Origin of the sequence: Enterococcus malodoratus ATCC 43197 (genome assembly GCF_000407185.1) — a bacterium.
Taxonomy (GTDB): domain Bacteria; phylum Bacillota; class Bacilli; order Lactobacillales; family Enterococcaceae; genus Enterococcus_A; species Enterococcus_A malodoratus.
Genome location: NZ_KE136481.1, coordinates 38,771 through 65,580, shown reverse-complemented (window position 1 = coordinate 65,580; position 26,810 = coordinate 38,771). Strand labels below are relative to the sequence as shown.

The window sequence follows — 26,810 nt, the reverse complement described above, 5'->3', positions numbered from 1 at the left end:
CTTACCGTTTTGCTAATTCCTCTTGAAGCAATTTATTTACTACGCCAGGATTAGCCTTCCCTTTAGTCGCCTTCATAATTTGTCCAACTAAGAAACCGACTGCTCGATCTTTGCCGTTCTTAAAGTCTTCAACAGATTGTTCATTGTTATCAAGCACTTCGTTGATCATTGGCAATAATTGAGCAGGATCAGACAATTGAATAAGCCCTTTTGCTTCAACAACTTCTTTCGCATCACCACCGTTTTGAATTAGCTCACGGAAGACTTTCTTCGCAATTTTTGAACTGATTGTACCATCAGTAATTAACTTAATCATACCGGCTAGGTTGTTCGGTGTTAGTTTCGTATCTGCTAATTCCATTTTTTCACTATTTAAATAAGCTGATACTTCACCCATTAACCAGTTAGATGCTTGTTTTGCATCGACACCTTCTTTTAAAGTTTCTTCAAAGAAATCTGACATTTCGCGACTCAAAGTCAAGACCATTGAGTCATATTCTGGCAAGCCCAACTCGTTCACATAGCGTTCGCGACGAGATGCAGGCATCTCTGGTAAACTTACACGAACTTTTTCAATCCATTCGTCATCAATTTCAAAACGTGGAATATCTGGTTCTGGGAAGTAACGGTAGTCACTTGAACCTTCTTTGACACGCATCAAGATTGTTTTATTTGTTCCTTCATCGTAACGACGTGTTTCTTGCTGAATCGTTCCGCCAGAAAGCAGAACTTTCGTTTGTCGTTGAACTTCGAACGTCAATCCTTTTTTAACAAAACTGATTGAGTTTAAGTTTTTTAACTCCGTTTTTGTTCCAAACTCCTCTTGACCATAAGGACGTAAAGAGATGTTGGCGTCACAACGCATGGAACCTTCCTCCATCTTCACATCACTGACACCTGTAAACTGAACGATTGAACGCAATGCTTCCAAATAAGCGTTCGCTTCTTCAGGAGAACGCATATCTGCTTCAGACACGATCTCGATCAATGGAGTACCTTGACGGTTTAGATCGACATATGAGTAGCCGCCGATGCCGTGCATATTTTTCCCAGCGTCTTCTTCTAAATGAACACGTTCAATCCGAATTTTTTTCTTCTTGCCATTAACATCAATTTCGATCCAGCCATCATGACCAATTGGTTCATCAAATTGCGAAATTTGATAAGCTTTTGGATTATCTGGGTAGAAATAGTTCTTACGGTCAAAATGCATATTTTTTGAAATATCACAATTTAGCGCCAGTGCGGCTCTCATTCCAAATTCAATTGCAGCTTTATTCATAACTGGCAAAACGCCTGGATAACCCCAGTCGATAATATTTGTGTTGGTATTTGCCTCCGCACCAAAGTGAGCGGGCGCAGGTGAAAAGATTTTAGAGTTTGTTTTTAATTCTACATGGACTTCAAGCCCAATGACTGTTTCTAAATTCATTATTTGTCCCCCCCTAAAATCACTGGTTTTTGTTTATGGAAATCAGTTGCTTGCTCAAAAGCATAAGCAGCTTTATACATCGTTGATTCATCAAAATGTTTTCCGATGATTTGTAACCCGACTGGCAAACCTTCAGAGAATCCAGCTGGAACCGACATTCCAGGTAATCCCGCTAGGTTCACAGGAATCGTCAAAATATCATTTAAATACATAGTGATCGGATCATCAATATTTTCACCAATGCCAAATGCGACTGTTGGTGATGTTGGGCCAATAATTAAATCATAATCAGCAAACACTTTATCGAAGTCTTGTTTGATCAACGTCCGTACTTGTCCAGCTTTCTTGAAGTACGCATCATAATACCCTGCAGAAAGTGAGAAAGTTCCTAACATGATACGGCGTTTTACCTCATCCCCAAAACCTTCAGTACGAGTATTCACATAGACATCTTCTAAGTTTTGTACATCTTCTGATCGGAAACCGTAACGAATTCCGTCGAAACGCTGCAAGTTTGAACTTGCTTCAGAAGAAGCGATAATATAATAGACTTCTACTCCATATTTTGAATGTGGCAAGCTTACTTCTTCAACAGTCGCTCCTAATGCCTCGAATGTTTCGACAGCTTTAGTAATTGCTGCTTTAACACCAGGTTCGATCCCATCTGCCATAAATTCTTTTGGCAAACCGATCTTCATACCCTTGATATCGCCAGTTAGACCAGCCGCAAAATCAGGTACAGAAACACCCGCAGAAGTACCGTCTTTTGGATCATAGCCGCTAATCGCATTCAACGCTAATGCATTGTCTTTGACAGTACGCGTAAATGGGCCAATTTGATCTAGAGATGAAGCAAAAGCGATTAAGCCAAAACGAGACACACGTCCATAAGTAGGTTTCAAACCGACCACACCATTAAATGCTGCTGGTTGACGAATACTTCCACCTGTATCGCTCCCTAAAGAAACGGGTACTTCACCTGCGGCCACTGCTGCTGCAGAACCACCTGAAGAACCGCCAGGAACTTTTGTTTGATCCCAAGCATTTTTAGTTTTTTTGAAATAAGAAGTTTCACTTGAGCTGCCCATCGCAAATTCGTCCATATTTAATTTCCCAACAGGAATCAAATCTGAACTGTAAAGTTTTTCCATAACCGTTGCATCATAAATCGGATCGAAATTCGATAAAATTTTAGACGCCGCAGTCGTTAAAAGCCCTTTTGTTACGATATTATCTTTAATACCAATTGGAATACCGGCTAAGGCATTTTCTTCTGAAATACCTTTTGCATCGATGGCTTTTGCCATTTCTAGAGCCTTTTCTTCATTTAAAGTAATGAAGGCATCAATATCTTTTTCGGTATCCTTAATACGAGTGAATGTTTCACTTGTTAAATCAGTTGCTGAAATTTCTTTTGAAACTAACAGACTGTGTAATTCTTCAATTGATTTGTCATATAATTTTTCCATTATGCACCAGCCTCTCCGTTGTCAATGATAGCCGGAACTTTAATAAAGCCATCTTCGTGTTCCGGAACATTTTTCATTAACTCATCGCGTGACCAGCCTTCATCAGCTACGTCCTCACGCATGACATTGATTGTTTCTAATACATTGGAAGTAAATGGCACACCTTCTGTATCAACTTTTCCAAGTTGTTCGACCATGTCGATTATTTTTCCCAATTGATCCGTGAAACCGGTCAATTCATCATCTGAAAAAGAAAGCTTCGCAAGTTTTGCTACGTGTTTCACTTGTTCTTCATTGATTGCCATAATATCCCTCTTTCTTTTGTCAATTTTCAATCATTTTATCATATCTCTGTTAGAATTCACGTTTTTTTCTTGAAATTTTTTGAAAAAATAGTCAATTCAAACAATTAGTTAAAAACGTATTCTACTAGACTTGATGCCTTTTTATAATACTCGTTCGTTAATAGAAACGTCAACAATCTTCTGGACAAAATAGCCTAATCTGTATGACTTTCTTCGATCGCTTGGATCATTTGCTTTTCATCCCAAACTTCTACACCCAGATTTTGTGCTTTTGTCAGTTTGCTTCCTGCATCTTCTCCAGCTACCACGATATCTGTCTTTTTAGAAACGCTGCCCGTGACTTTACCGCCAAGATTTTGGATTTTTTCTTTTGCTTTCTCGCGAGTATATTCAACAAGTTTTCCAGTCAATACAACCGTTTTATCTTTAAATGGTGATTCAATTTCTGCTAATTGGCTTTGGCGAAACCCTTTATATTCGAGATTTACACCTCGATCCACTAACTCTTGCATTAACTCATGAACCTCTTCATTTTCAAAATAGGTTACGACACTGTCGGCAATCGTCTCACCAATCGTGTTCAGACTAACTATTTCTTCTTTGGTTCCCTTACTCATAGCTTCAAGACTGCCGAAATGCTCCGCTAAAATCCCTGCAGCTTTCGCACCGACATGACGAATTCCTAAGCCGAATATCAGCCGTTCAACTGAATTTTCACGGCTAGCATCGATCGCCTGTAAAATATTTTCTGCTGATTTATCTTTGATCTTATCTAAAGTCAATAACTGATCTTTATCCAACGCATAGAGATCTGCCACATCGGATACTAGTCCTTTATCAAACATTTGTGCTAAAACACGAGGCCCTAATCCTTCGATATTCATCGCATTGCGAGAAACGAAATGGCTCAAGCCTTCTTTGATTTGTGCCGGACATTTAGGATTGATACAGCGTAGTGCTACTTCTTCATCCAAATGAACCAACTCACTGCCGCAAATCGGGCATTTCGTTGGGATGGGATAAGGTTCACTATCCTCAGGCCGCTTATCCAAAATAACCCGGGATACCTCTGGAATAATATCACCCGCTTTATAGACTAAAATCGTATCTTTCAAACGGATATCTTTTTTCTCGATGTAGTCACTGTTATGAAGACTTGCACGTCCAACCGTAGTCCCGGCTAATCGGACCGGTTCCATGATTGCTGTGGGGGTTAATACTCCCGTCCGTCCAATGGTCCAATCGATGTCCAAAAGAGTTGTTTGCGCTTCTTCCGGTGGGAACTTATAGGCTGTTGCCCAGCGCGGAGCTTTTACTGTAAAGCCTAACTCATCTTGTAAATCGAACTCATTCACTTTGATGACGATCCCATCGATTTCGTAAGACAATTCATCTCTCGTTTCATGAAAATTTTCGATGTACTCCCAAACTTCATCGATCGTTTCACAGACCCGATGTTCAGGATTCGTACGAAAGCCTAAACGAGACATTTCATTTAGCGCATGATCTTGCGTAGTAGACTCCAATGGACCGAAATCAGCGAGGGTGTACAGAAAAGTACTCAAGTTTCGTTTGGCTGCTACGCGCGTGTCTAATTGACGCAAACTACCTGCCGCGGCATTTCGAGGATTGGCAAAAACTTCTTTGCCATCTTCTTCTCGCTGTTTATTCAGTTTAACAAATGAAGCCTTTGGCATATAACACTCACCACGAACTTCAATTGATAAAGGTTCTTTCAAACGCAGTGGAATCGATTTTACCGTTTTTAAGTTTTCTGTGATATTTTCGCCAACGGTTCCATCTCCTCTGGTCGCTCCTTGAACAAAAACACCTTGCTCATACTTTAATGAGATCGATAAGCCGTCAATTTTTAGCTCACAACAATAGGAAACAGGGTGTCCTACTGCTTTTTTTACCCGTTCGTCAAAGGCAATTAATTCTTCTTTGCTGAATACATCATTCAAACTATATAGAGGAATATCATGCACTACTTTTTCGAAACCTTCTAAGACAATCCCACCAACGCGTTGGGTAGGCGATTCAGGTGTAATTAAATCAGGATATTCGGTCTCGATCTCAACTAATTCCTGATATTTTTTATCGTAAACAAAATCTTCCACCGAGGGCTGATCCTGTACATAATATTCATGGGCATACTGATTCAATTCGTCGCGAAGTTCGGCTGAACGCTTCTCCGCTGCTTGAAAAGTTATTGGTTCCAAGAAGATCCCTCCTTATTTTAGTTGCTAGTTTAAGATTTTTTCAATCGGTGCAAAAGCTGCTAACAATCGTTTGACACCTTGCTGTGGGAAAGCAATGTCTAGTTCGATATCTTTGGAATTGCCGCTGACTTTTACAACTGTGCCGACTCCCCATTTTTTGTGCTGAACCTTGTCACCAGGGTTCCAATTTTCATTTTCTCCGCCAGAGGCTGTTTTGTTCATTACTGGTTCACGTGTAGCATGTTGATACTTCGGCTTCATCATTTTGCTTTCAAATGGATTCGCATAGCTTTTTGATTTAGGTTGTGGTTGCATACCCACGGGGTTCAGCAAACTGTCATCAATTTCAGCTACAAATCGCGAAGGCTGATTGTATTGTGTTTTTCCATACAGTGTTCGAGAAAAAGCGTTAGTCAAATACAGACTTTCTTCAGCACGAGTAATGCCCACATATGCCAATCGACGTTCCTCTTCTAATTCGGATTCTTCCATCAACGAACGAGATAGCGGGAAGATTTTTTCTTCCATACCGATCAAGAAGACGATTGGAAATTCTAATCCTTTAGCCGCGTGTAGTGTCATTAAAGTAACTTGGGCACTTTCTTCTTGATAGTCGTCTAAATCTGACACTAAAGCTAAATCGTTCAAGAAGACCGCCAATTTTTCCTCAGGCGCATCCGCATCTTCTTCGTCTTGTGTTTCATTACGTTTGTCAAACTCCTGCGTGACCGTACGGAATTCTTCTAAGTTTTCTAAACGAGATTCAGCCTCTAAAGTACGCTGATTTTTCAACTCATCCAAGTAGCCCGTTCGTTCTAATACTTGATCGACTATATCGGTAACTGGCAAATAAGTAACCATTTCTTGAAATTGCGTAATCATCGTACCGAACTCACCGATCATCCGTCCCGCTTTCCCCGAAATATTAGCTAAATCAACATTTTGGGCCGCTTCTACCATTGACCAGTCGTGCATCGCGGCAAAATTTCGTAATTTTTCAACCGAGGCTGCACCAATCCCTCTTTTCGGAGTATTGATGACCCGTTCAAAGCTGACACCATCACGCGGATTGTTGATGATATTCAAATAAGCAATAATGTCCTTAATTTCTTTGCGGTCATAGAATTTATGGCCCCCAACCATCGTATAAGGTACATTCGATTTCACTAAAGTATCTTCAATCACTCGGGATTGAGCATTTGTCCGATAGAGCACGGCAAAATCATTGTAACTGCGGTTGTTCGTTTGAATTTCATCTTTGATTTTACTGACGATAAATTGCGCTTCATCTCGTTCACTGTCTGCACGATAATAGGTGATTTGTTCTCCGGCTTGGTTATCGGTCCAAAGACTTTTGTCTCTCCGATTGCTGTTATTTTTGATTACTTGATTCGCGGCATCTAAAATGCTTTTAGTTGATCGATAATTTTGTTCCAGCAAAATAACCGATGCATCATTATAATCTTTTTCAAAATCAAGGATATTTTGCATATCTGCACCACGCCAGCCATAGATACTTTGATCGGCATCCCCGACCACACATAAATTACGAAAGCGAGCAGCTAACATATTTACCAAAGTATATTGCGCGTGGTTTGTATCTTGGTACTCATCTACGTGTAAATAATGGAATTTATTTTGATAATAAGTTAAGACATTCTCGTTGTCTTGGAATAAGCGAATCGTATTCATAATCAGATCATCAAAATCCATACTTTGATTATTTCTCAAGGCCTTTTGGTAGGCATCATAGCAACGAGCCACGATCTCCTCAAAGAAAGAACCTTGACGCTCCGCGTAAGATTCCGGTGTTAACAACTCATTTTTAGCATTGCTGATTGCTCCTAAAATAGAACGTGGATCATATTTTTTTGGATCAATATTCAAATCTTTCAGAATTCGTTTCATCAATGTCAATTGATCAGAACCATCTAAGATCGTAAAATTCCGATCATAGCCGATCGCATCTACATCACGTCGTAAAATTCGAACACACATCGAGTGGAAGGTAGAAACCCAAACATCCTCGCCGCCTTGACCTAAAATGGTATTAACCCGCGCCTTCATTTCTCTTGCGGCCTTATTCGTAAATGTAATCGCTAAGATATTCCACGGATTTACATTTTTTTCTTCTATTAAATAAGCAATGCGATGTGTCAAAACCCGCGTCTTTCCACTTCCAGCTCCCGCCATAATCAATAATGGGCCTTCCGTATGAAGAACCGCTTCTTTTTGTTTAGGGTTAAGTCCTGCTAACAACTCCTGTTTGTTTGGCATGCAAAACGTCCTTTCTCTATTCAATCTTTTTCATTATAGCATCTCAGAAACTTTCATGACACTAGCAACATTTCAAAAAAACGAATTCATTGATTCCTTCTTGTTTTTCTTAGGAATTCGCGCTAAATTAAGTAATGGTATGGAGGGAAATTCATGAAAAATGAACATGAAATAAAACGTTTAGATAGTACTAAAGTTTTTTTTATTTTGAAAGGGGTTTTGATCGGAGCCATTGCAGGCATTATTGTCAGTTTATTTCGTCTGCTAATTGAGGAGATGATGGAACGTGTTGTCACTCTTTATCTTTGGTTTCACGACAATCCTTTCTGGCTGATTCCTTGGATGCTAGTTATGCTTACTTTCGCATTGATTGTTGGCTTGCTGATAAAATCTGATCCGAATATCAAGGGCAGTGGAATTCCACAGGTCGAAGGAACCTTACAAGGTGAAATCAAATTAAATTGGTTTTCCATTCTTTGGAAAAAATTTGTCGGCGGTATATTATCCGTCGGTTCAGGATTATTTCTAGGACGTGAAGGCCCTTCAATTCAATTAGGAGCCATGGTTGGGCAAGGCTTTGGTGAATACACGCATGCATCAACTTCTGAAAAGAAGATTTTTATTTCTAGCGGAGCTGCTGCTGGATTAGGAGCCGCCTTCAATGCGCCGATTGCTGGATTGCTGTTTGTAATTGAAGAAGTGCATCATCACTTCTCTCCATTAATTTGGCTTACTTCACTAACAGCCGCTTTAACAGCAAACTTAGTTTCGTTAAATTTTTTCGGCCTAAAACCTGTTCTATTTATTGCTGATGTACCTTCACTACCTTTGAAATATTACGGCTTATTGATTTTTTTAGGAGCCATCTTAGGAGTACTTGGTTATGTTTATCAAATAGTACTTTTAGCTTTACCGCTACTGTATAAGCATACTCATTTGCCAGAACATCTTTATGGAATCGTTCCATTTTTACTGATCATTCCAGTAGCCTTCTTTTTCCCACATTATTTAGGAGGCGGTAATCAGATCGTTTTATCCATTGGAGAAAATAATCTTTCATTGTCATTGTTGATTTTTCTATTTTTCTTACGTTTCATTTTCTCCATGATTTCTTATGGCGCGAATTTACCAGGAGGGATTTTCTTACCTATTCTTACTCTAGGTGCTTTAATTGGCGGAATTTATGGCACCATTTTACATCAATCGTTTGGTATGGATGCTATGTTAATTCGTGATTTTGCGATTTTTGCTATGGCTGGATATTTCACTGCCATCGGAAAAGCTCCATTAACAGCAATCATTTTAGTAACCGAAATGGTGGGCAACATTACCCATTTGATGCCGCTGGCGGTTTGTTCCTTAACGGCTTATGTAATTAATGATCTGCTAGGAGGTAATCCAATTTACGAATCATTGCTTGAACGTTTACTCAAAGATCATCTTCCAAGTATCACCGGAAACAAAACCATCATTGAATTCCCTGTCACAGCTGAGAGCAGCTTAGATGGCACGATGGTTCGTGATTTTAACTGGCCTAAAGAAATGCTGTTGATCTCAATTCGTCGCGGTTCATCGGAAATACTCACTCATGGGGATACCGTTATGAAAGTTGGAGACTTGTTGATGATTCTTACAGATGAAGGATATACACAAAAGATTAGAACGCTGATTCGGGAACGATCCGATGCTGCGATTGCAAAAAAACAAGATAAAGCAATACGAGGATGAGCTAGGCTCACCCTCGTATTTTTTTGACTAATTTTTCATTTACATAAACAGAAACCTGACCATCATTTACCGGAAATGTTCCTTGGCCATTTTCATCTAAAACAATTTTCGCCTCATTATTTCCAAGCAAATCAACAAAAGTCTCTCCTTCATGAATGGCACTGATAGTCATTTCTTTTTCCCCGCCTTTGGCATTGGTCATAATAACTGCCGCACCGGATTCAGCTTGGTCAAACTCGCCAGTTAATGTCCAACCAATCACATCTGGATCGTCGAAATAATCTGCTTGGCTCCCAAAGTTTAACTCCTCCCGCAATTTAATCATGGAGTTTAAACCCTCTCCAACAGCTTCAGCATTTTCTGTTCCGTAAAGATCTCCCCAAAATACAACGGGAATCCCTTCATTTCTTAATAAAATCAAACTATAGCCATGCAGCTTAAACCAACCTTCTACCCATGACTCTAAACTCTGACCGTGTTGCGTATCATGATTATCCACAAATGTTACGGACCAGTCGGGACGGGTTTCAATCAGCGTTCCGGCAAAAATTTGCCGCATATCGAATTCACCCATAGTTGAGGCCGCCTGAAACAAATTAAAATGCAATGGCACATCAAAAAGTGAAATTAGATTGCCTGATGAGTCCAAATATTCTTGCAGTTTTTCTAACTCATCCGACCAATATTCACCAACAACAAAAAGTTCTTCGTCCTTTTCCTCGCGTCGATGCAAAATCCAATCCACAAATAGGTCAAATCGAATATGTTTGACTGCATCCAAGCGGTATCCGTCGACTCCTGTCACCTCTTGGTACCATTTTCCCCACTTATCCAGTTGTTCGATAGTTTCAGGATTTTCCATGTCTAGATTACAACCCATCAAATAATCAAAGTTGCCGTTTTCATCGTCAACTTTTGGTTCCCATCCTTTGTCGGCGAAGTTGAAGATTGCATGATCCTTTTCACGGGCATCATAATCAACACCAGAAAAATTCTTCCAATTCCATTGATAGTCGTTGTATTTCCCTTGCCGACCAGGAAAAGTAAATTTTGTCCAAGCCTCAATTTCTTCTGTCCCGGAACTTGGTTTGGTTCGATCATCAAATTGATAAGAAACTGCTGAGACAACTTCGGTCTCATCGGCCCCCATAAAATGATCAAAAACGATATCAGCATAAACCTTCAAACCAGCTTTTTTCAATGCAGCAATACTGCTCAAATATTCTTCTTTCGTTCCATACTTGGTTCGAACGCTCCCCTTTTGGTCGAATTCACCAAGATCATAAAGATCATAGGTTCCATAACCAACATCATTCGCGCCTTCAGCTCCTTTATAAGCCGGCGGCATCCAGATAGCATTAATTCCAAAGCGACGTAGTTCTTCTGCTTTTTCAGCCAACGTTTTCCAATGATTGCCGTCAGCAGGAAGATACCATTCAAATCCTTGTAAAATTGTTTGTTTTCCCATAATCTTCACCTCTATATCTATCATACAGAAAATGAGAGTTTCTTCATAATAAGATGAATCAAATTTAACACCTTAAATGTTTTTGGATGTTTGTGACCGTTTATGGTTGAAATGCAAAAATAATTGTGGTAATATTTCAAATGAAGGAGGATTGAAAATGCTTACAGAAGAACGACATAAAAAAATTATTGAGTGGCTAGAACGCGATGGATTGGTTAAATCACAAGATTTAGTGCTGTGGTTAGACTCTTCTGAGTCGACCGTTCGCCGCGACCTGCAGGAGTTGGAAGACTTAGGTTTATTGGAACGCGTCCACGGCGGTGCAAAACGGCCACAACATCTTGAACAAGAACTTGGTATGACTGAAAAATCATCCAAAAACGTTCAACAGAAAAAAATTGTTGCCAAATATGCTGCGGATTGTATAGCTGAAGGCGATGTCATCTATTTAGATGCCGGCACCACGACTTCAGAAATGATTCCTTTTCTAATCAATCGAGCAATCACAGTCGTGACGAATTCAGTTGGTCTTGCGGCACGTTTAGTAGAAGCTCAAATTGCGACAATCGTATTAGGCGGCCGAATAAAATTGACCACTGATGCCGTTGTAGGTTCTCAGGCTTTAGAACAATTGAAACAATATCGTTTCAATAAAGCCTTTATGGGTATGAATGGTATTCATATTGAGAGCGGCTACTCCACCCCTGATCCTGAGGAAGCGATTTTAAAACGTGCTGCGATCCAACAAGCCGAAGAAGCCTTCGTGCTTGTTGACCATAGCAAATTTAATCAAACGAGCTTTGTCAGTGTCGCTCCATTGTCAGCAGCTTCGATCCTCACAGATACCTGTCCTTTGGTTATCCATGATCAAATCACAGCACAAACTACCTTGAAGGAGGTTTCTGTATGATTTATACAGTTACACTAAACCCATCGATTGATTATATCGTTCATGTCGATCAACTAACAATTGGTGATGTCAATCGAATGAAAAGCGATTTAAAATTGCCTGGAGGAAAAGGCATCAATGTTTCACGTATTTTGAAACGGATTGATAATGATTCGACTGCTCTAGGTTTTCTCGGCGGCTTTACCGGTCGTTTCATCGAAGAATGGTTGGAACGCGAAACCATTCAAACAAATTTCACGACAGTCGCTGACGACACTCGAATCAATATCAAGTTGAAAGCCAGCGAAGAAACCGAAATTAACGGACAAGGGCCAATCGTTTCAGAGAACGAAATGGACGCGTTAAAAAAAGTTTTAGGGAATTTAACGGCGGAAGATATCGTTGTTTTATCTGGAAGTAAACCCGGCAGTGTTCCCACTGGCTTTTATCAAGAATTAATAAAAATCATTAGATCACAAGGTGCTTCATTCGTCATTGATACTACCGGGACCGATTTAATGGATGCATTGGAAAACGGCCCGCTATTGGTAAAACCTAATAATCATGAATTGGCCGATTTATATCAAACAACATTCAATTCGGTTGAAGATATTTATCCGTTCGGTCAACGCTTATTAGATGAAGGTGCACAGCATGCGTTAGTTTCTATGGCTGGCGACGGAGCGTTACTATTTACTAAGGATGGTATTTACCGGTCGAATGTCCTGAAGCGTCCGGTTAAAAACTCCGTCGGCGCTGGTGATTCAATGATTGCTGGGTTTGTTGGTAATTTTACCAAAACGCAAGATCCTGTTGAAGCATTCAAATGGGGCGTCGCTTGCGGAAGTGCTACGACTTTTTCAGATGATTTAGCCACAGCAGATTTTATTCAAGCTTTATTACCGGAAGTACAAATCACGAAAGTAAAGTAGACTTGGTTTGCCCTTCTGTTAAAAAATATGTACCCTACTAGAATTTGGAGGAATTATGATGGATATTAAAGATTTATTGATCAAAGATGCCATGATTATGGACCTGCAGGCGACGACTAAAAAAGCCGCAATCGATGAAATGGTGCAAAAAATGTATGATGCCGGTCGAATCTCGGATATTGATGTTTACAAAGAAGGTATTTTAAATCGTGAAGCACAAACTTCAACTGGTTTAGGCGATGGTATCGCGATGCCTCACGCAAAAAACAGTGCAGTTAAGGAAGCTACAGTCCTTTTCGCAAAAAGTAAAAGCGGTGTTGATTATGAATCATTAGACGGTCAACCTACCTACCTATTCTTTATGATTGCTGCTCCTGAAGGTGCCAACGATACTCACCTCCAAGCTTTAGCAGCGTTATCACGACTTTTGATCGATCCTGATTTTGTTGCAAAACTGAAAACAGCGGAAACGCCTGATCAAGTCCAAGCTACTTTTGAAGCGGCGGAAAAGGCAAAAGAGGCTGAAGAAAAAGCCGAAGCTGAAGAAAAAATCAAGGATACTAACCGTCAGTATATTGTTGCGGTAACTGCCTGCCCTACTGGAATCGCTCATACCTACATGGCTGAAGATGCTTTGAAGAAAAAAGCAAAAGAAATGGGCGTTGATATTAAGGTTGAAACAAATGGTTCAGAAGGAATCAAACATCGCCTAACTGACGAAGATATTTCTCGGGCAGCTGGTGTCATTGTTGCAGCCGACAAAAAGGTTGAAATGAATCGTTTTAATGGAAAAGAATTGGTTAACCGTCCAGTAAGCGATGGTATTCGCAAGCCAGAGGAATTAATCAACTTGGCTTTAAGCGGAACTGCTCCTGTCTACCATGGCAATGGCGAAGAAGCTTCATCTGAGGAAGAAAAAAGCGATAACGGAACACTAGGTCAACGGATTTATAAAGATTTGATGAACGGTGTTTCACACATGCTGCCATTCGTTATCGGTGGCGGAATCATGATTGCTTTATCATTCATGATCGACCAGTTTATGGGCGTACCACATTCTGAATTGGCAAACTTAGGGAACTACAACCAAGTTGCTAGCTGGTTCAACCAAATCGGTGGTGCTGCATTCGGCTTCATGCTTCCTGTACTTGCTGGATTTATCGCATCAAGTATTGCTGATCGTCCTGGTTTAATCGCTGGTTTTGCCGCTGGTGCTTTAGCAAATGCCGGTGGTGCTGGTTTCCTAGGTGCGTTGATTGGCGGTTTCCTTGCCGGCTATGTCATCATTTTCTTGAAGAAACTATTTAAAAACTTGCCTAAATCACTTGAAGGAATCAAAGCCATTCTCTTTTATCCCTTCTTTGGATTAATGATTACTGGTTTCTTGATGCTTCTAGTCAATGTTCCTATGAAAGCAATTAACGATGGATTAAATGGTTTCTTAACTGGTCTTAGCGGGTCAAACGCCATCTTATTGGGTGCTTTGCTAGGCGGCATGATGGCTATTGACTTAGGTGGTCCAATCAATAAAGCAGCATATGTCTTCGGTACTGCAACATTAGCTTCATCTGTTGCACAAGGTGGTTCAATCGTGATGGCAGCGGTAATGGCCGGCGGGATGGTTCCTCCATTGGCAATTTTTGTTGCTACTCGTTTGTTCAAAAACAAATTTGAAAAGAGCCAAGTTGATGCCGGTTTGACAAATATCGTCATGGGACTTTCCTTCGTTACAGAAGGCGCAATTCCATTTGCAGCAGCCGATCCAATTCGTGTCATTCCAAGTTTTGTTGTCGGTTCAGCTCTAGCTGGTGGTTTAGTCGGAGCAGTTGGAATCAAATTGCTTGCTCCTCACGGTGGGATCTTCGTTGTGCTGTTGTTGAGCCACCCATTACTATATCTGTTGTTTATCGCTATCGGCGCGATTGTTTCAGGTGTTATCTATGGTTTAGTAAAAAAACCAGTAGCTCAATAAACTAAAAAAAAATCCACTCTCGATATGAGAGTGGATTTTTTTTACATCCAACGATCTTTTCTATGAATACGAACTGGCTGAGGTTTTGGTTTGATCATAAATAAGATCATACCAATAAAGAAAACTGCAATTGATAAAGGAATCTCTAATGCTGCAAGCGGCAACGCAAAAATCAGTCCAACAATCAGTAAACAACTACCCATAATCTTGATATATCTTCGATCCATACTAACCTCTCCTTTTTTCATATTAAAGAATTACCTTTTCCAAAGAAAAATAATTCGATTTTCAAGCCAAATATCATCCTATCAAATTTCAAGAATATCCAATTGATTTTTAGCCGATACTTTTTTCTGATCAATAAACGAAACAATCAAATGCTTCGCCTCCTTTTCCAAAGAAAAGGTCAATGAATCATTTTTTCGACTAACCTGATGAATCGTCATATCTTTTAGTGCCAGCTTCAATTCTTCCAACGGAAAATCCAAAAAAGCTTTCTTTGGAATAAATAATTGTAAAACAGCTGTGTACTCTTTGTAGCGCATGTCTTGAATCTCAAATTCGATCGAATCTCGAATATAATACTCGAAAGCCGCTAATCCTTTGTCTAATGTTAACTCAGGATACAGGATGTGATAATTCATCATTCGTTCACTCTCATCATCAATCCACGGAAAATAGGCTAACGCGTTTAGCCCGCCCTTCATTCGATTTACTCGATACTGATTGGTCAAAAAATTATAAGTACGGGTCACAAAATATGAGGCATCACTTTTTTCGGTTGGCTGAAATTGATCGTTTTGATATTGTACCGTCTGAATGACTGTATCTTCAAATGCAAATTCAATATACGGTTGCTTCAATAACCCGACGCCGTTTGTATAAGACAATTGTGAGATACCCAATTGATCACGGAACAACTGTTGAAATTTCAAGTTCGCCTCTTCCTGCCATTGGAAAGGGTCCTTGTGTAATTCAAAAAAGACTCCCGAACCAAGCTCTGCCACTCGCTCAACTTGTTGAATATCCAACAAAAGCTGTCTAGCAAATAACTTTTTGTAAGGTTCGCCCAAAAACAACCACCAACACGCCGTTAAGCAAACACCCTTATAGAAAACATCATAACCAGGAAAAACATTGCAATCTACTACAATATCGCCATTAAGTCCCTTCATCATTGGCAGTGCATTGGTCTCATCAGCCGTCTCGAATGATCGACGCTTTGAGAGTTCGCTTGTATTATGATACAAGTATTCTTCATAGGAACGAATATAAGCAAAGAAACCATGCTCAATCAACCGGGATTTTAAATAATCTAGATAGACATTCTCCCAGTAATAAAAGTTTTTCTTGTTGATAATGCATTTCTCAAACAAGGTATCGCCTAAGACGTGAATAGTGGTTTCTTCCTCCGCATTTTTTAGTTGCAGCCAGAAATCTTCCTTCATACCAAAGTCTGCGATCACTTGTTGCAACAGTCTCAGATCAAATGCCTGCTCTTTCCCGTTAATCAACATCATGTCTGGTTCCAGCAATAGACGACTCATGATTAGCCAATCATTGATCTTCGATTGAATATCGACTTGCTTTAAATCGTAAAGCTGGCTGACGCTATATAACTTCTGATTTTTTTCCATTGCCTTCCCCTTTCTCATTACTCTATTATAATTATATCTTAAAGATTTAAAAAACCCTATGAAATTGATTACTAAGTTTCAAAAAATTGTATACTATAATAAATTGTGTTAAAACTAAAAATGGAGGTGTTTTAGATGGGCCTGAAATTTGAGAAAACCGATGATTTAGATAAGTTGTTTGAATCATTTGCAGTTGATCCAGACAAAAAAGTGCAGAAGGACGAGGACATCCAAAAGTTCTTAAAACCAAAAATTGAACAAACAGATAAAAAAAAGGATCAGGCTTAAGCCTGATCCTTTTCGATTGCAGCTTCAATTGCCTGCCAAGCTTCTTCTTTTCCTTTTTTTGTTTCCGAAGAGAAAAGAATGAAAGTATCATTTGGATCAAAATCTAATTTTTTCTTGATAGCACTAGTATGCTTATTCCACTTCCCACGAGGGATCTTATCAGCCTTTGTTGCAACGACGATCACTGGAAGGTTATAGTATTTCAGAAATTCATACATTTGAATGTCTTCTTTACTAGGATCATGCCGTACATCAACTAATGAGACTACTGCACGCAGTTGTTTTCGCGTAGTAATGTACGTCTCGATCATTTCGCCCCATTTTGCCCGCTCAGTCTTAGAGACTTTTGCATAGCCGTAACCAGGTACGTCTACAAAATGCAAAGCATTTTCGATTAAATAAAAATTTAAAGTCTGCGTTTTTCCTGGTTTACCTGAGGTACGAGCCAAATTTTTTCGATCTATCAACGTATTGATGAAGGAAGATTTGCCTACATTCGAACGTCCAGCCAACGCTATTTCAGGTAAATCAGTTTCAGGATATTGTTTTGGTGAGACCGCGCTGATAACGATCTCTGCATTATGCACTTTCATTCTTCCACGCCTTTCAAAAAGGGTTCACAAAGGAATTTGTGAACCCTTACGTACTAACCTGCTTTTTTCTTGTCGTTATGGTACTGAATAATTGGTTTTCCTGAACCCTCAACAGAATCCTTTGTAACAATTACTTTTTCAATGGATTCATCAGAAGGAATGTCAAACATAACATCCATCATGACATCTTCAATGATTGAACGTAAGCCGCGAGCTCCAGTATTACGAGCAATCGCTTTATCAGCAATTGCATTTAACGAGTCAGCGTCGAAAGCCAAATCAGTATCATCATACGAAAGTAATTTTTGATATTGTTTGACAAGCGCGTTCTTTGGTTCTGTTAAAATACGAACCAAATCTTCTGTCGTTAATTTCTCTAATGCCGTTGTCACAGGTAAACGTCCGATGAATTCTGGAATCAAACCAAATTTCAACAAATCTTCTGGTATGATCTGCTGCATAACACTTTCATCGTCGTCAATTTTCTTATTGTTTTGACCAAATCCGATCGTCTTTTCACCTAAACGGTTCTTAACAATCGTTTCGATCCCATCAAAAGCTCCGCCAACGATAAATAAGATATTCGTTGTGTCGATTTGAATAAATTCTTGATGCGGATGTTTACGTCCACCCTGAGGCGGAACACTAGCAACAGTTCCCTCAAGAATTTTAAGCAAAGCTTGCTGAACCCCTTCGCCTGACACATCACGGGTAATCGAAACATTTTCACTTTTACGGGTGATTTTATCGATTTCATCAATATAAATGATTCCCTTTTCCGCACGTTCAACGTTGTAATCCGCAGCCTGCAACAGCTTTAATAAGATATTTTCAACATCTTCACCAACATAACCTGCCTCGGTCAAACTTGTTGCATCCGCAATTGCAAATGGGACGTTCAATGTTCTTGCCAAAGTCTGCGCTAAGAATGTTTTCCCTGAACCAGTTGGTCCGATCAAACAAATATTACTCTTTTGTAATTCGACTTCATCTATTCCATCATTCTCAGTATTCACTCGTTTATAGTGATTGTACACAGCAACTGATAAAGCTTTTTTTGCTCGATCTTGTCCGATAACGTATTGATTCAATACATCTAATAGTTCTTTCGGTTTTGGCACATCAATAAATTCACGAATAGCTTCCTCATGGAATTCTTCATCTATAATCTCTTTACAAAGGTCGATACATTCATTACAAATGTAAACTCCAGGACCCGCAACGACTTTCTTTACTTCCTCTTGGGTCTTTCCGCAAAACGAACAGCGAACTGTTTCACCTGCGCCTGTGCTTTCATACATGGCTTTCACCTCTTGTTTCATTCTCTACAAGTGTTTCCACGATTGCAGTCTTTATCTATAATAACATAAAGCCTTAAAAAGACAAAGAAACCAAGAGCAATTAAAAAGGAATTCTAAAGAAAAAAAGTTCTCGAAAATTCGAGAACTTTTTTTCTTATTTTGCATACCAGGCCAAGCCTTCATAACGCCAGCCTTTAGAGACTAAATTATTTTTCTCATTCGTGTTCAACGTATAATGATGTGAACCAGCTTTGGCATTAGGATTATATAAACGATGCAACGCATTTGATCCCCCAGAATACCAAGAAACACCTTCATAACGCCAGCCTTTAGAGACTAGATTATTTTTCTCATTCGCATTCAGCGTATAATGATGATCTCCTGCATTCGGATTGTACAAACGATAGACCGGATTTCCTGAAGTCGGTCCATTCCAACCAATCCCTTCATATCTCCAACCCTTTGAAACCAAATTATTTTTTTCTGCAACGTTTTGTGTGTAGAAATGCTCTCCGCTATTCGGATTGTACACACGATACATTTGCACACTGTTTGCCGGTGGTGTTGGTGTAGGATTACTGAAAGTCGATGTATAATCCGCATTAATATCAAAATTACCGCTAACACCTGGGAATGATAGTTGTGAAGACCACTGCCAAGCGCCATATTGAGTATAGAAGTTCGTAGTCGAAAGATTATAAGGGTATGCTGCTACCCATATATTTTTATTACCGATAGTTGCAGCATTAATACGCCCAGTAGTTAACCAATTTAAACCAATATAATGGCGTACATTTCCGTACCCTAGCGATTTTAATCGATTTTCGAAAGCTCTAGAATTATTGGTATGGTTTCCTTTACCAAGGATCTGTGGTTCCTCGATATCATTTACCATCACGGTACCACTACTAAGACCAAATCTTTTGACCGCAGCTGCAAAATAATTGGCCTCTGCAACTGCTTGTGCATCACTTGTGAACCAACTATAGTGATAAGCAGAAACTTTCATTCCAGCTGACATCGCGTTATTGATTTGAGATTGCGCATTAGGATTTGTGTAGCTCGTTGCTTCTGTTAATTTGACAACAACTCCCGTAACGCCATAGTCTTTCATTTTTTGAAAGTTCGCAACGGAAATGTTTCCGTTATGGGAAGATATATCAACGAAACTTTTACTTGGTGTATTCGTATTTGTCGCCGAAACAGATGGTAATGATGCAAATAACTGGATCGTTGGATAAAGATCCGAACGCCCTTTCGGCAGGCTCATTGTTCCTTCAGCCGTATCAATTTGTGTCTCAGGTACTACCATTTCTTCTTCCGTTGAGCTGTTACTCTCGGTTGTTTTTGTTGCAGCTGACGAAGTATCCGTCGTCGAATCGCTGTTCGTGGTTGTCTCAACCGTTTGGTCATCGTTCGCCTGCTGAGTTTCTTCGGCTAAAGCAATCGGTGCAGAGCTTAACAATAATATCGTTAAAAGGCTCACTCCTAGAATTTTTTTCTTCATTTTCTCCTCCTTAAGGTCTGAAAGCACTAATTAAATATAAAAACGAAAATTAGCTCGATTTATTAACAATTCAATATTACCAAATTTAAGGATTATTTTGAAGTTATTCGTTATAAATATCTATAAAAAACTGAAAAACTAAGTTATTTACTGGGCTCAAAATTGTGTTACTTATTTCAAATGCTCCTATAAAAAAAGTATGTAGCACAAAACATGTGCTACATACTCAAATTTCTGCTTAGCTTCACTAATTATTAGTTAGGTTCACAGCATTAGAAATTATTTTTCTACGGCTGTTCCCGTTACCAATTCAACAGCTTTTTTCATTTTAATGTCATGCTCTAACATATCTTCTGTTAGGACGCGACGAATTTGATCTTCTGGCATTTGATACATTCCAGCCAATTCTTTGATTTCTTTAGCGATGTCTTCTTCAGAAGCCTCGATTTTTTCTGCTTCAACGATTGTTTCCATCACTAAGTTTGTTTTAACACGGCCTTCTGCTTCACCTTCAAATTGAGTGTGAAGATCCTCTTCAGTAGAACCAGTCAATTGATAATACATTTCAGGTGAAATACCTTGACGTTGCATGTTGTTCAAGAATTCATCCATTGAACGGTGTACTTCATCATGCACCATTACGTGTGGTAGTTCAACGATTTCAGCATTTTCAACAGCTTGCTTGATTGCAGCTTCATCCTTTGCTTCTTTCGCAGCTTCTTCTTTTTGTTTTGTCAATTCATCACGGTATTTAGCTTTTAATTCGTCTAAAGAAGCTACTTCTTCGTCGACGTCTTTTGCAAAGTCATCATCTAATTCAGGCAACTCTTTTGCTTTAACTTCGTGAATCGTTACTTTGAAGATTGCTTCTTTACCAGCTAAGTCTTCAGCTTGATAGTCTTCTGGGAAAGTTACTGTTACGTCTAAGCTTTCGCCAGCTTTATGACCAACTAGTTGTTCTTCAAAACCTGGAATAAATGAGCCAGAGCCTAATTCAAGAGAATAGTTTTCTCCTTTTCCGCCTTCAAATGCTTCTTCACCAACAAAGCCTTCAAAGTCGATAACAGTTGTGTCGCCATTTTCGGCAGCTTCGTCTTCTTTAATTACTAATTCAGCTTGAGATTCTTGTTCAGTTTTCAAACGAGCATCTACATCAGCATCTGAAACCTCAACATCTTGTTTAGGAACTTCTAGTTCTTTGTAGTCTCCTAATTTTACTTCTGGTTTTACAGTTACTTCTGCTTTGATGACCCAAGCTTCGCCTTTTTCCATGCTGTCTACATCAATTTTTGGTTGAGAGACTGGATCAATGCCTGCTTCTTTAACAGCAGCTTCATAAGCTGTTGGTAATACATCGTTCAACGCATCTTCATACAACGCTTCTTCACCGTACATCCGGTTAAATACTTGGCGAGATACCTTCCCTTTGCGGAAGCCAGGTACATTTAGATTTTTTTTCACTTTGTTGAATGCATTTGTTAATCCTTTTTGAATCTCAGTTTGTTCAATTGAGAAAGTTAACACACCATCATTGGTGCCTGTTTTTTCAAAATTTGCAGTCACGTTTGTTCCCTCCGAATACTAATATACTTGCATTTTGCATACCATTAAATATTACACTACTGATTGTGAATTGTAAATATAAAGCTTTTACTCTCGGCATTTTTTAATGATAATCGAACATCAGTTGTTTTATTTTCTTTCTAATGGTTTCTATTCCCTCATCAAGAGGCTCCGATTGCTCAGAGTATTCCGTTAAATAACTGGCTACCCATGCTTTAGGTTTCATGAAGGAGCTTTGCAAAGGATACAAGAAGGCCATTTCTAACTTGACCTGTTCTAGTAAATTACTCAAAAGAATCGGATCATCATCTCCTAGTTGCTCATTCAAACGATTTTCAATTTCAATTTCTAACGTTCCGTCAGAGCCGGACTCTGCTGGCGACAGCTCCATGATTTCATCTTGAATCGTCAAATAGCGGACTTTATCAGAACTACCAACTCGAGCCAAACTTTCAAATAAATAGCTGCGAACTAAGGGAAACACTTTAGGATCGATCATGAACTTTTCGGACATTGATTTCAGAAGTTCTTCTGGAAGTTGCTTGATCTTTCTAACCAACATTAATTGCTCCATTGATGCAAGTGAAGGCAATTGATTTAATTCCGTTTCGAGTTGTCTCACCGCTGCCTGTTGCTGCTTTTGGTAAAATGCCTCTTGATCGTCAATACGCATCAGCCAAAGTTCTTTTTGCTCTTCAGTTAGATGCCTAACCTTTTGTGCCCTCCACAAGAACTCACGAGCGGCAAAAAAGTTCTGAGAATACACCTGAATCTGTAAATATAAATCGATTGCTTCTGGTGTCTCCAGATAGTCATCTGCCATTTCTTGTGCATATTCCAAAGATCCAACAAAGTCGCCTTGTTCTAAAGCGAGACTCGCAATCAGACGGTTAAGCTTAGGCGAAGGACTTATTTGGTATGCAAGTTTGTAATTTTCTAATGCCTGAAGATAGTTTCCTTCTGAAAAGGCCTCTTCAGCAAGAGTTAAATAATACTGATCATTATTGGGAAATTCTATCGGACTCATTCTTGTATAAACCCTCTCTAGCCGCTAACAAATTTAATGTTACAACACTGGTGTCAGAAAAATAGTCGCCAATGTGTTGTTTGTTTGGTGTAAAAATAGTTACAAGGTAACCTAACATAAAAATCGATCCACGTAGAACAAAACGACAGGCCCCTTCACGAACAAAAACAGTTTGCCAACTTAAGTCTTCCTCACTAAAGCAGACTACTCTGATTCCAAAAGCCATCTTACCAATCGTTTGACCATGATTTAGCTTTGTCATTAAAATAAAATACGCCAAATAGATCAATAATGCCAAAAAACCATAAATACTTAATAGTTCAGAACTCTTAGTTACATTTAATAAATTGGCAGGTAGGCCTAATAGGATTCCTGTGATCGCTGAAACACACAATAAATCTAACAAATACGCAAAAAATCGAATCCAAAAACCCGCATAAAAATAATCAGGATAATGATGGAACTGAGCTTTCCGCTTTTTCTTTTCAAGCAGCTGACTAACAGGACCCACTGCGGGTGGTCTTTGACTAGTTTCTTCAGTCATCTCTATTCACCTCCGTAAAGGTACATTGCCTTAGGAGCTTGTGGTGTGCCAACGCTTTCGACAATGTTTCTAATTAGATCTTCTTGTGATGGTTTAATTCCTTGCAGCTCTGCTAAGCTATTACCCAACCACGTATTCATAAAATTAGTAGATCCGCTAGTATATGAAACAACTTTCGCATCATTCAACCCTTTATCTTTCTTTAAGGCTTTCAGCGCTTGATCTGGATACCCAATGTTATCTACCAGACCATTCTCGACAGCTTGTGCTCCATCGTAAATTCTTCCATCAGCTAATTTACGCACTTGAGCTTCATCCATCTTTCGTCCTTCAGCGACAGTCTTGACAAATCGACCATACATGCTGTCCACGAAAGTCTGCAAAACTTCTTTATCCTCCTTCGTTTGCGGACGAGAAGAAGAGCCAATATCTTTTAATGCACCGCTTTTAATTGTTGCATCTGTAATTCCAAGTTTTTCCATTAATCCAGAATAGTTCATGCTAGACATAATAACGCCTATGGAACCTGTCATAGTGTCTTCTGTAGCATAAATCCGATCAGAATTGGCCGCGATATAATAGCCCCCGCTAGCCGCCTGGCTTTCCATCGAAGCATAAATAGGAATTTTTTTCTCCTTTTGAAGCTCTTTCAATGCACGGGTAATTTCCGCAGTTTCATAAACAGAGCCTCCAGGAGAGTTAATCTCTAGCAAAACTCCTTTTACAGTCGAATCTTTTTTGATCTTAGCCAATTGTTTCATAAAAGATTCATGATTATACCCTCCGCTAGAAAACAATCCACTTGTACCGTCATCCACAATCGTACCTTCTACTACTAACTTAACAATTTTTTTATTGCTCGAGCCAGACTCTTCGACTTTTTCTTGCGGCTCATCCGATCCATATAATAGTTCATTTACTTGACTTAGTTCTTTTTTATTATCATTTCTGCGGCTAATCGTTGATGACAGCACTGAAAAAAATAACAGTGCTATTGCGATAACGACAGCAACCCAACGTCTTTTATTCATCAGTTTCCTCCTAAATTCTAATATAGATTACGAATAACCAAAACTTTCTCTATCGGTCCATCGCCATTCATTTTTTCCGCTTTTTCTAGTAACGAATATCCGCCAAAAAATTCATGGGTTAAAGGATCTTCAATTTTGAATGATTGTGCTTCTTCAATACTTAAAGCGTCCGGATTAATTTCCTGAATACTATCCCATCCGGTATCTAAGAAAATTTTCGTTTCATCAGTGATTTTTGGATCTTCAGCAAGTTGTGTCAAAAATTTGCGTAATTCACCGACTGTTAGATTTTCTGGTTGATTCATTTAGTTTTCCCCTCTCATTTTTTTGTGAAATAAAAACTCACAAAAATTTAAATCAATAGAGAACAATATCTGCAAACAATAAGAAGTCATTGTATTAGTATCGCTCAGCAAATGATACTTCTTATTTTACCCTATTCTATAAATAGATGAAATGCAGAAGTCCCTTTGCTTTCCAATTCTTTTTCACAAATTCCATATATACCAATTAAGTAAAAATAAAAAAATATTTGACTAGTCGGATTGTTTATATTATATTAGTCATTGTTTCCGATAATAATACAAAAAAATCTTAATCATACCAATAAGATAGCGCCAGACCTCTTTTAGAGGTGACGAGGAAGAAGCTAATCGAACTATTCGGCGGGTAGCTTCAGGGTAGCTGTGCTCTACAGATCATTACAAAAACTTTATAAAAGAACAAAAAAATGGTCAGACAGCTCGGAAACATATAATGATAGGAAAGTAGGAAGACATTATGTGTGGAATCGTGGGAATTGTAGGAAATGAGCAGGCAACTAGCATTTTAGTTAATGGATTGGAAAAATTAGAGTATCGTGGTTATGACTCTGCTGGTATTTTTGTTGCTGATCATAATGAAGATTACTTAGTCAAATCGCAAGGACGTATCAAGGAATTAGCCGAGAAAATTGGAGAGGAAGTTCACGGCACAATTGGGATTGGCCATACACGTTGGGCAACTCATGGTGAACCAAGCGAAGAGAATGCTCATCCCCATACCTCACAAAGTAAACGTTTTGTGTTGGTTCATAACGGAGTAATCGAAAATTATGACGAGTTAAAACGGAAGTATTTAGCAAATGACGATTTTTACGGCGAAACTGATACGGAAATTGCTGTTCACTTGATTGAGTACTTTGCAGAACAAGGTATTTCGACTAAAGAAGCTTTTCGTAAGGCATTAATGGAAATTAATGGTTCTTACGCTTTTGGTTTAATCGACAAGAATGATCGTGAAACCATTTACGTTGCCAAAAACAAAAGCCCGTTGTTAATTGGATTAGGTGATGGTTTTAATGTTGTCTGCAGCGACGCGATGGCAATGTTAGAGCAGACCAATCAATTCGTAGAAATTAACGATGGCGAAATGGTCATCGTGACAAAAGATCGCGTAGAAATTGAAGATGAGGCTGGCAGCGAAATTCAACGTGCTCCTTATGAAGCAAAAATTGATCTTGCCGATATGGAAAAAGGCACCTACCCTTACTATATGTTGAAAGAAATTGACGAGCAACCAGCTACAATGCGTCGGATCATCAGTGAATACACAGATGAAACAGGAACCGTCGTTATTGAAGAGCCGTTGTTGCAAAGTTTATTGACCAGTGATCGCATTTACATCGTTGCCTGTGGCACAAGCAACAATGCTGGTTGGGCCAGCAAACAGATTATTGAGGGCTTAGCCAACATTCCAGTTGAGATTCACTTATCTAGTGAATTCGGCTACAATATGCCATTACTTTCAGAAAAACCATTCTTTATTTATCTTACTCAAAGTGGTGAAACCGCAGATAGTCGTCAAGTATTAGTGAAGACTAATAAATTGGGGTATCCTTCCCTAACTGTGACAAATGTTGCTAGTTCAACATTATCACGCGAAGCTAGTTATACAATGTTGTTACATGCGGGTCCAGAAATTGCAGTAGCATCTACCAAAGCATATACAGCTCAAATTGCAGCATTAACTGTTTTGGCAAAAGCCGTCGGTGAAGCAAAAAATATTCCGGCTGCAGAAGAGTTTGATTTGACAAAAGAATTAGGAATTGCCGCCAATGCGATGGATATAATGATCGCGGAAAAAACGATGATCGAAGGAATCGCAGAAGAATATTTGGCAACGACTCGTAATGCTTTCTATATCGGACGTTCAGAAGATTACTACGTTTCCATGGAAGTAGCTTTAAAACTAAAAGAAATTTCTTATATTCAAGCAGAAGGTTTCGCCGCTGGTGAATTGAAACACGGAACAATTGCGTTAGTTGAAGAAGGTACACCAGTTATCGGTATCATTACTGAGGCGGTGACAGCCCCTCACACTCGCGGAAATCTTCGTGAAGTAGAAAGTCGTGGTGCCCACACCTTAGTAATAGCATCAGAAGAATTAAGCAAAAAAGGCGATCAAATTATCTTACCGATCGTTCATCAATTCTTGCGTCCACTTGTCTCTGTAATTCCAGGACAACTGATTGCCTATTATGCAACGTTATTACGCGGATATGATGTTGATAAACCACGTAATCTAGCAAAATCAGTTACAGTTGAATAAGCAAAAAAAGGTTGAGATTTTTCTCAACCTTTTTTT

Annotated in this window: 22 protein-coding genes; 6 read left to right on the top strand and 16 right to left on the bottom strand. The window is 39.2% G+C overall.

All coding sequences use genetic code 11. The features are described from left to right. Nucleotide 1: 1 nt before the first annotated feature. The 5 genes from gatB to pcrA all read right to left on the bottom strand — a co-directional run bounded on the left by gatB (nucleotide 2) and on the right by pcrA (nucleotide 7,705). Nucleotides 2–1,432 (bottom strand): Asp-tRNA(Asn)/Glu-tRNA(Gln) amidotransferase subunit GatB, encoded by a 1,431-nt coding sequence (gatB, locus tag I585_RS00305; RefSeq protein WP_010739026.1) that lies wholly within the window; start codon nucleotides 1,430–1,432, stop codon nucleotides 2–4. Continuing rightward, nucleotides 1,432–2,901, bottom strand: coding sequence for an Asp-tRNA(Asn)/Glu-tRNA(Gln) amidotransferase subunit GatA (gatA, locus tag I585_RS00300; RefSeq protein WP_010739025.1), 1,470 nt, complete (start codon nucleotides 2,899–2,901; stop codon nucleotides 1,432–1,434). Before gatA ends, gatB begins: the two co-directional genes overlap by 1 nt. Then, entirely contained in the window at nucleotides 2,901–3,206 is a 306-nt protein-coding gene (gene gatC / locus I585_RS00295; protein WP_010739024.1) for an Asp-tRNA(Asn)/Glu-tRNA(Gln) amidotransferase subunit GatC, read from the bottom strand. The genes gatA and gatC overlap by 1 nt, the downstream gene beginning before the upstream one ends. A 194-nt stretch (nucleotides 3,207–3,400) precedes the next feature. Next, nucleotides 3,401–5,428: an NAD-dependent DNA ligase LigA gene (ligA, locus tag I585_RS00290; RefSeq protein WP_010739023.1), complete on the bottom strand. Its 2,028-nt coding sequence runs from the start codon at nucleotides 5,426–5,428 to the stop codon at nucleotides 3,401–3,403. Between the two features lie 24 nt (nucleotides 5,429–5,452). Next, entirely contained in the window at nucleotides 5,453–7,705 is a 2,253-nt protein-coding gene (pcrA, locus tag I585_RS00285) for a DNA helicase PcrA (RefSeq protein WP_010739022.1), read from the bottom strand. 153 nt (nucleotides 7,706–7,858) lie between these two features. On the opposite strand from pcrA, the gene I585_RS00280 reads away from it, so the two are divergent. Then, nucleotides 7,859–9,433 (top strand): ClC family H(+)/Cl(-) exchange transporter, encoded by a 1,575-nt coding sequence (locus tag I585_RS00280; protein WP_010739021.1) that lies wholly within the window; start codon nucleotides 7,859–7,861, stop codon nucleotides 9,431–9,433. Nucleotides 9,434–9,440: 7 nt separating this feature from the next. Here the strand turns inward: I585_RS00280 and I585_RS00275 are convergent, their stop codons facing one another. Continuing rightward, nucleotides 9,441–10,901, bottom strand: coding sequence for an alpha-amylase (locus I585_RS00275; protein ID WP_010739020.1), 1,461 nt, complete (start codon nucleotides 10,899–10,901; stop codon nucleotides 9,441–9,443). A gap of 157 nt (nucleotides 10,902–11,058) precedes the next feature. Here I585_RS00275 and I585_RS00270 point away from each other — a divergent pair, with 157 nt between their 5' ends. Genes I585_RS00270 through I585_RS00260 form a run of 3 tightly spaced genes read left to right on the top strand, consistent with a single transcriptional unit; the run spans nucleotide 11,059 to nucleotide 14,694 of the window. Continuing rightward, nucleotides 11,059–11,811 (top strand): DeoR/GlpR family DNA-binding transcription regulator, encoded by a 753-nt coding sequence (locus I585_RS00270; RefSeq protein WP_010739019.1) that lies wholly within the window; start codon nucleotides 11,059–11,061, stop codon nucleotides 11,809–11,811. After that, nucleotides 11,808–12,722, top strand: a complete 915-nt coding sequence (gene pfkB / locus I585_RS00265; RefSeq protein ID WP_010739018.1) for a 1-phosphofructokinase — start codon at nucleotides 11,808–11,810, stop codon at nucleotides 12,720–12,722. Before I585_RS00270 ends, pfkB begins: the two co-directional genes overlap by 4 nt. Nucleotides 12,723–12,780: 58 nt before the next feature. Beyond that, entirely contained in the window at nucleotides 12,781–14,694 is a 1,914-nt protein-coding gene (locus I585_RS00260; RefSeq protein ID WP_010739017.1) for a PTS fructose transporter subunit IIABC, read from the top strand. Between the two features lie 41 nt (nucleotides 14,695–14,735). Here the strand turns inward: I585_RS00260 and I585_RS00255 are convergent, their stop codons facing one another. Both I585_RS00255 and I585_RS00250 read right to left on the bottom strand, forming a co-directional pair. Next, the gene (locus tag I585_RS00255) at nucleotides 14,736–14,921 is read right to left on the bottom strand and encodes a hypothetical protein (RefSeq protein WP_010739016.1); all 186 of its coding nucleotides are present in this window, start codon (nucleotides 14,919–14,921) and stop codon (nucleotides 14,736–14,738) included. Between the two features lie 81 nt (nucleotides 14,922–15,002). Then, the gene (locus I585_RS00250) at nucleotides 15,003–16,331 is read right to left on the bottom strand and encodes a hypothetical protein (protein ID WP_010739015.1); all 1,329 of its coding nucleotides are present in this window, start codon (nucleotides 16,329–16,331) and stop codon (nucleotides 15,003–15,005) included. Nucleotides 16,332–16,466: 135 nt separating this feature from the next. On the opposite strand from I585_RS00250, the gene I585_RS23310 reads away from it, so the two are divergent. Beyond that, nucleotides 16,467–16,619, top strand: a complete 153-nt coding sequence (locus I585_RS23310) for an SPJ_0845 family protein (RefSeq protein WP_010739014.1) — start codon at nucleotides 16,467–16,469, stop codon at nucleotides 16,617–16,619. Here the strand turns inward: I585_RS23310 and yihA are convergent. The 8 genes from yihA to I585_RS00210 form a co-directional block, all read right to left on the bottom strand. Then, nucleotides 16,616–17,212, bottom strand: coding sequence for a ribosome biogenesis GTP-binding protein YihA/YsxC (gene yihA / locus I585_RS00245; RefSeq protein ID WP_010739013.1), 597 nt, complete (start codon nucleotides 17,210–17,212; stop codon nucleotides 16,616–16,618). The genes I585_RS23310 and yihA overlap by 4 nt on opposite strands. A 53-nt stretch (nucleotides 17,213–17,265) precedes the next feature. Further along, nucleotides 17,266–18,513, bottom strand: coding sequence for an ATP-dependent Clp protease ATP-binding subunit ClpX (gene clpX, locus I585_RS00240; RefSeq protein ID WP_010739012.1), 1,248 nt, complete (start codon nucleotides 18,511–18,513; stop codon nucleotides 17,266–17,268). A gap of 154 nt (nucleotides 18,514–18,667) precedes the next feature. After that, nucleotides 18,668–20,020, bottom strand: coding sequence for a GH25 family lysozyme (locus I585_RS00235; protein ID WP_010739011.1), 1,353 nt, complete (start codon nucleotides 20,018–20,020; stop codon nucleotides 18,668–18,670). Between the two features lie 279 nt (nucleotides 20,021–20,299). Next, nucleotides 20,300–21,583: a trigger factor gene (gene tig / locus I585_RS00230; protein ID WP_010739010.1), complete on the bottom strand. Its 1,284-nt coding sequence runs from the start codon at nucleotides 21,581–21,583 to the stop codon at nucleotides 20,300–20,302. Nucleotides 21,584–21,686: 103 nt separating this feature from the next. Beyond that, nucleotides 21,687–22,610 (bottom strand): tetratricopeptide repeat protein, encoded by a 924-nt coding sequence (locus tag I585_RS00225; protein ID WP_010739009.1) that lies wholly within the window; start codon nucleotides 22,608–22,610, stop codon nucleotides 21,687–21,689. Beyond that, a complete protein-coding gene (locus I585_RS00220; RefSeq protein WP_010739008.1) occupies nucleotides 22,585–23,154 on the bottom strand; it encodes an RDD family protein in 570 nt (189 codons plus the stop codon). Before I585_RS00220 ends, I585_RS00225 begins: the two co-directional genes overlap by 26 nt. 2 nt (nucleotides 23,155–23,156) lie before the next feature. Continuing rightward, entirely contained in the window at nucleotides 23,157–24,185 is a 1,029-nt protein-coding gene (sppA, locus tag I585_RS00215; protein WP_010739007.1) for a signal peptide peptidase SppA, read from the bottom strand. Between the two features lie 17 nt (nucleotides 24,186–24,202). Then, nucleotides 24,203–24,490: a hypothetical protein gene (locus tag I585_RS00210; protein WP_010739006.1), complete on the bottom strand. Its 288-nt coding sequence runs from the start codon at nucleotides 24,488–24,490 to the stop codon at nucleotides 24,203–24,205. 475 nt (nucleotides 24,491–24,965) lie between these two features. Here I585_RS00210 and glmS point away from each other — a divergent pair, with 475 nt between their 5' ends. Next, complete coding sequence (gene glmS / locus I585_RS00205) at nucleotides 24,966–26,774, top strand: glutamine--fructose-6-phosphate transaminase (isomerizing) (protein ID WP_010739005.1); 1,809 nt, start codon at nucleotides 24,966–24,968, stop codon at nucleotides 26,772–26,774. The last annotated feature ends 36 nt before the right edge of the window (nucleotides 26,775–26,810 follow it).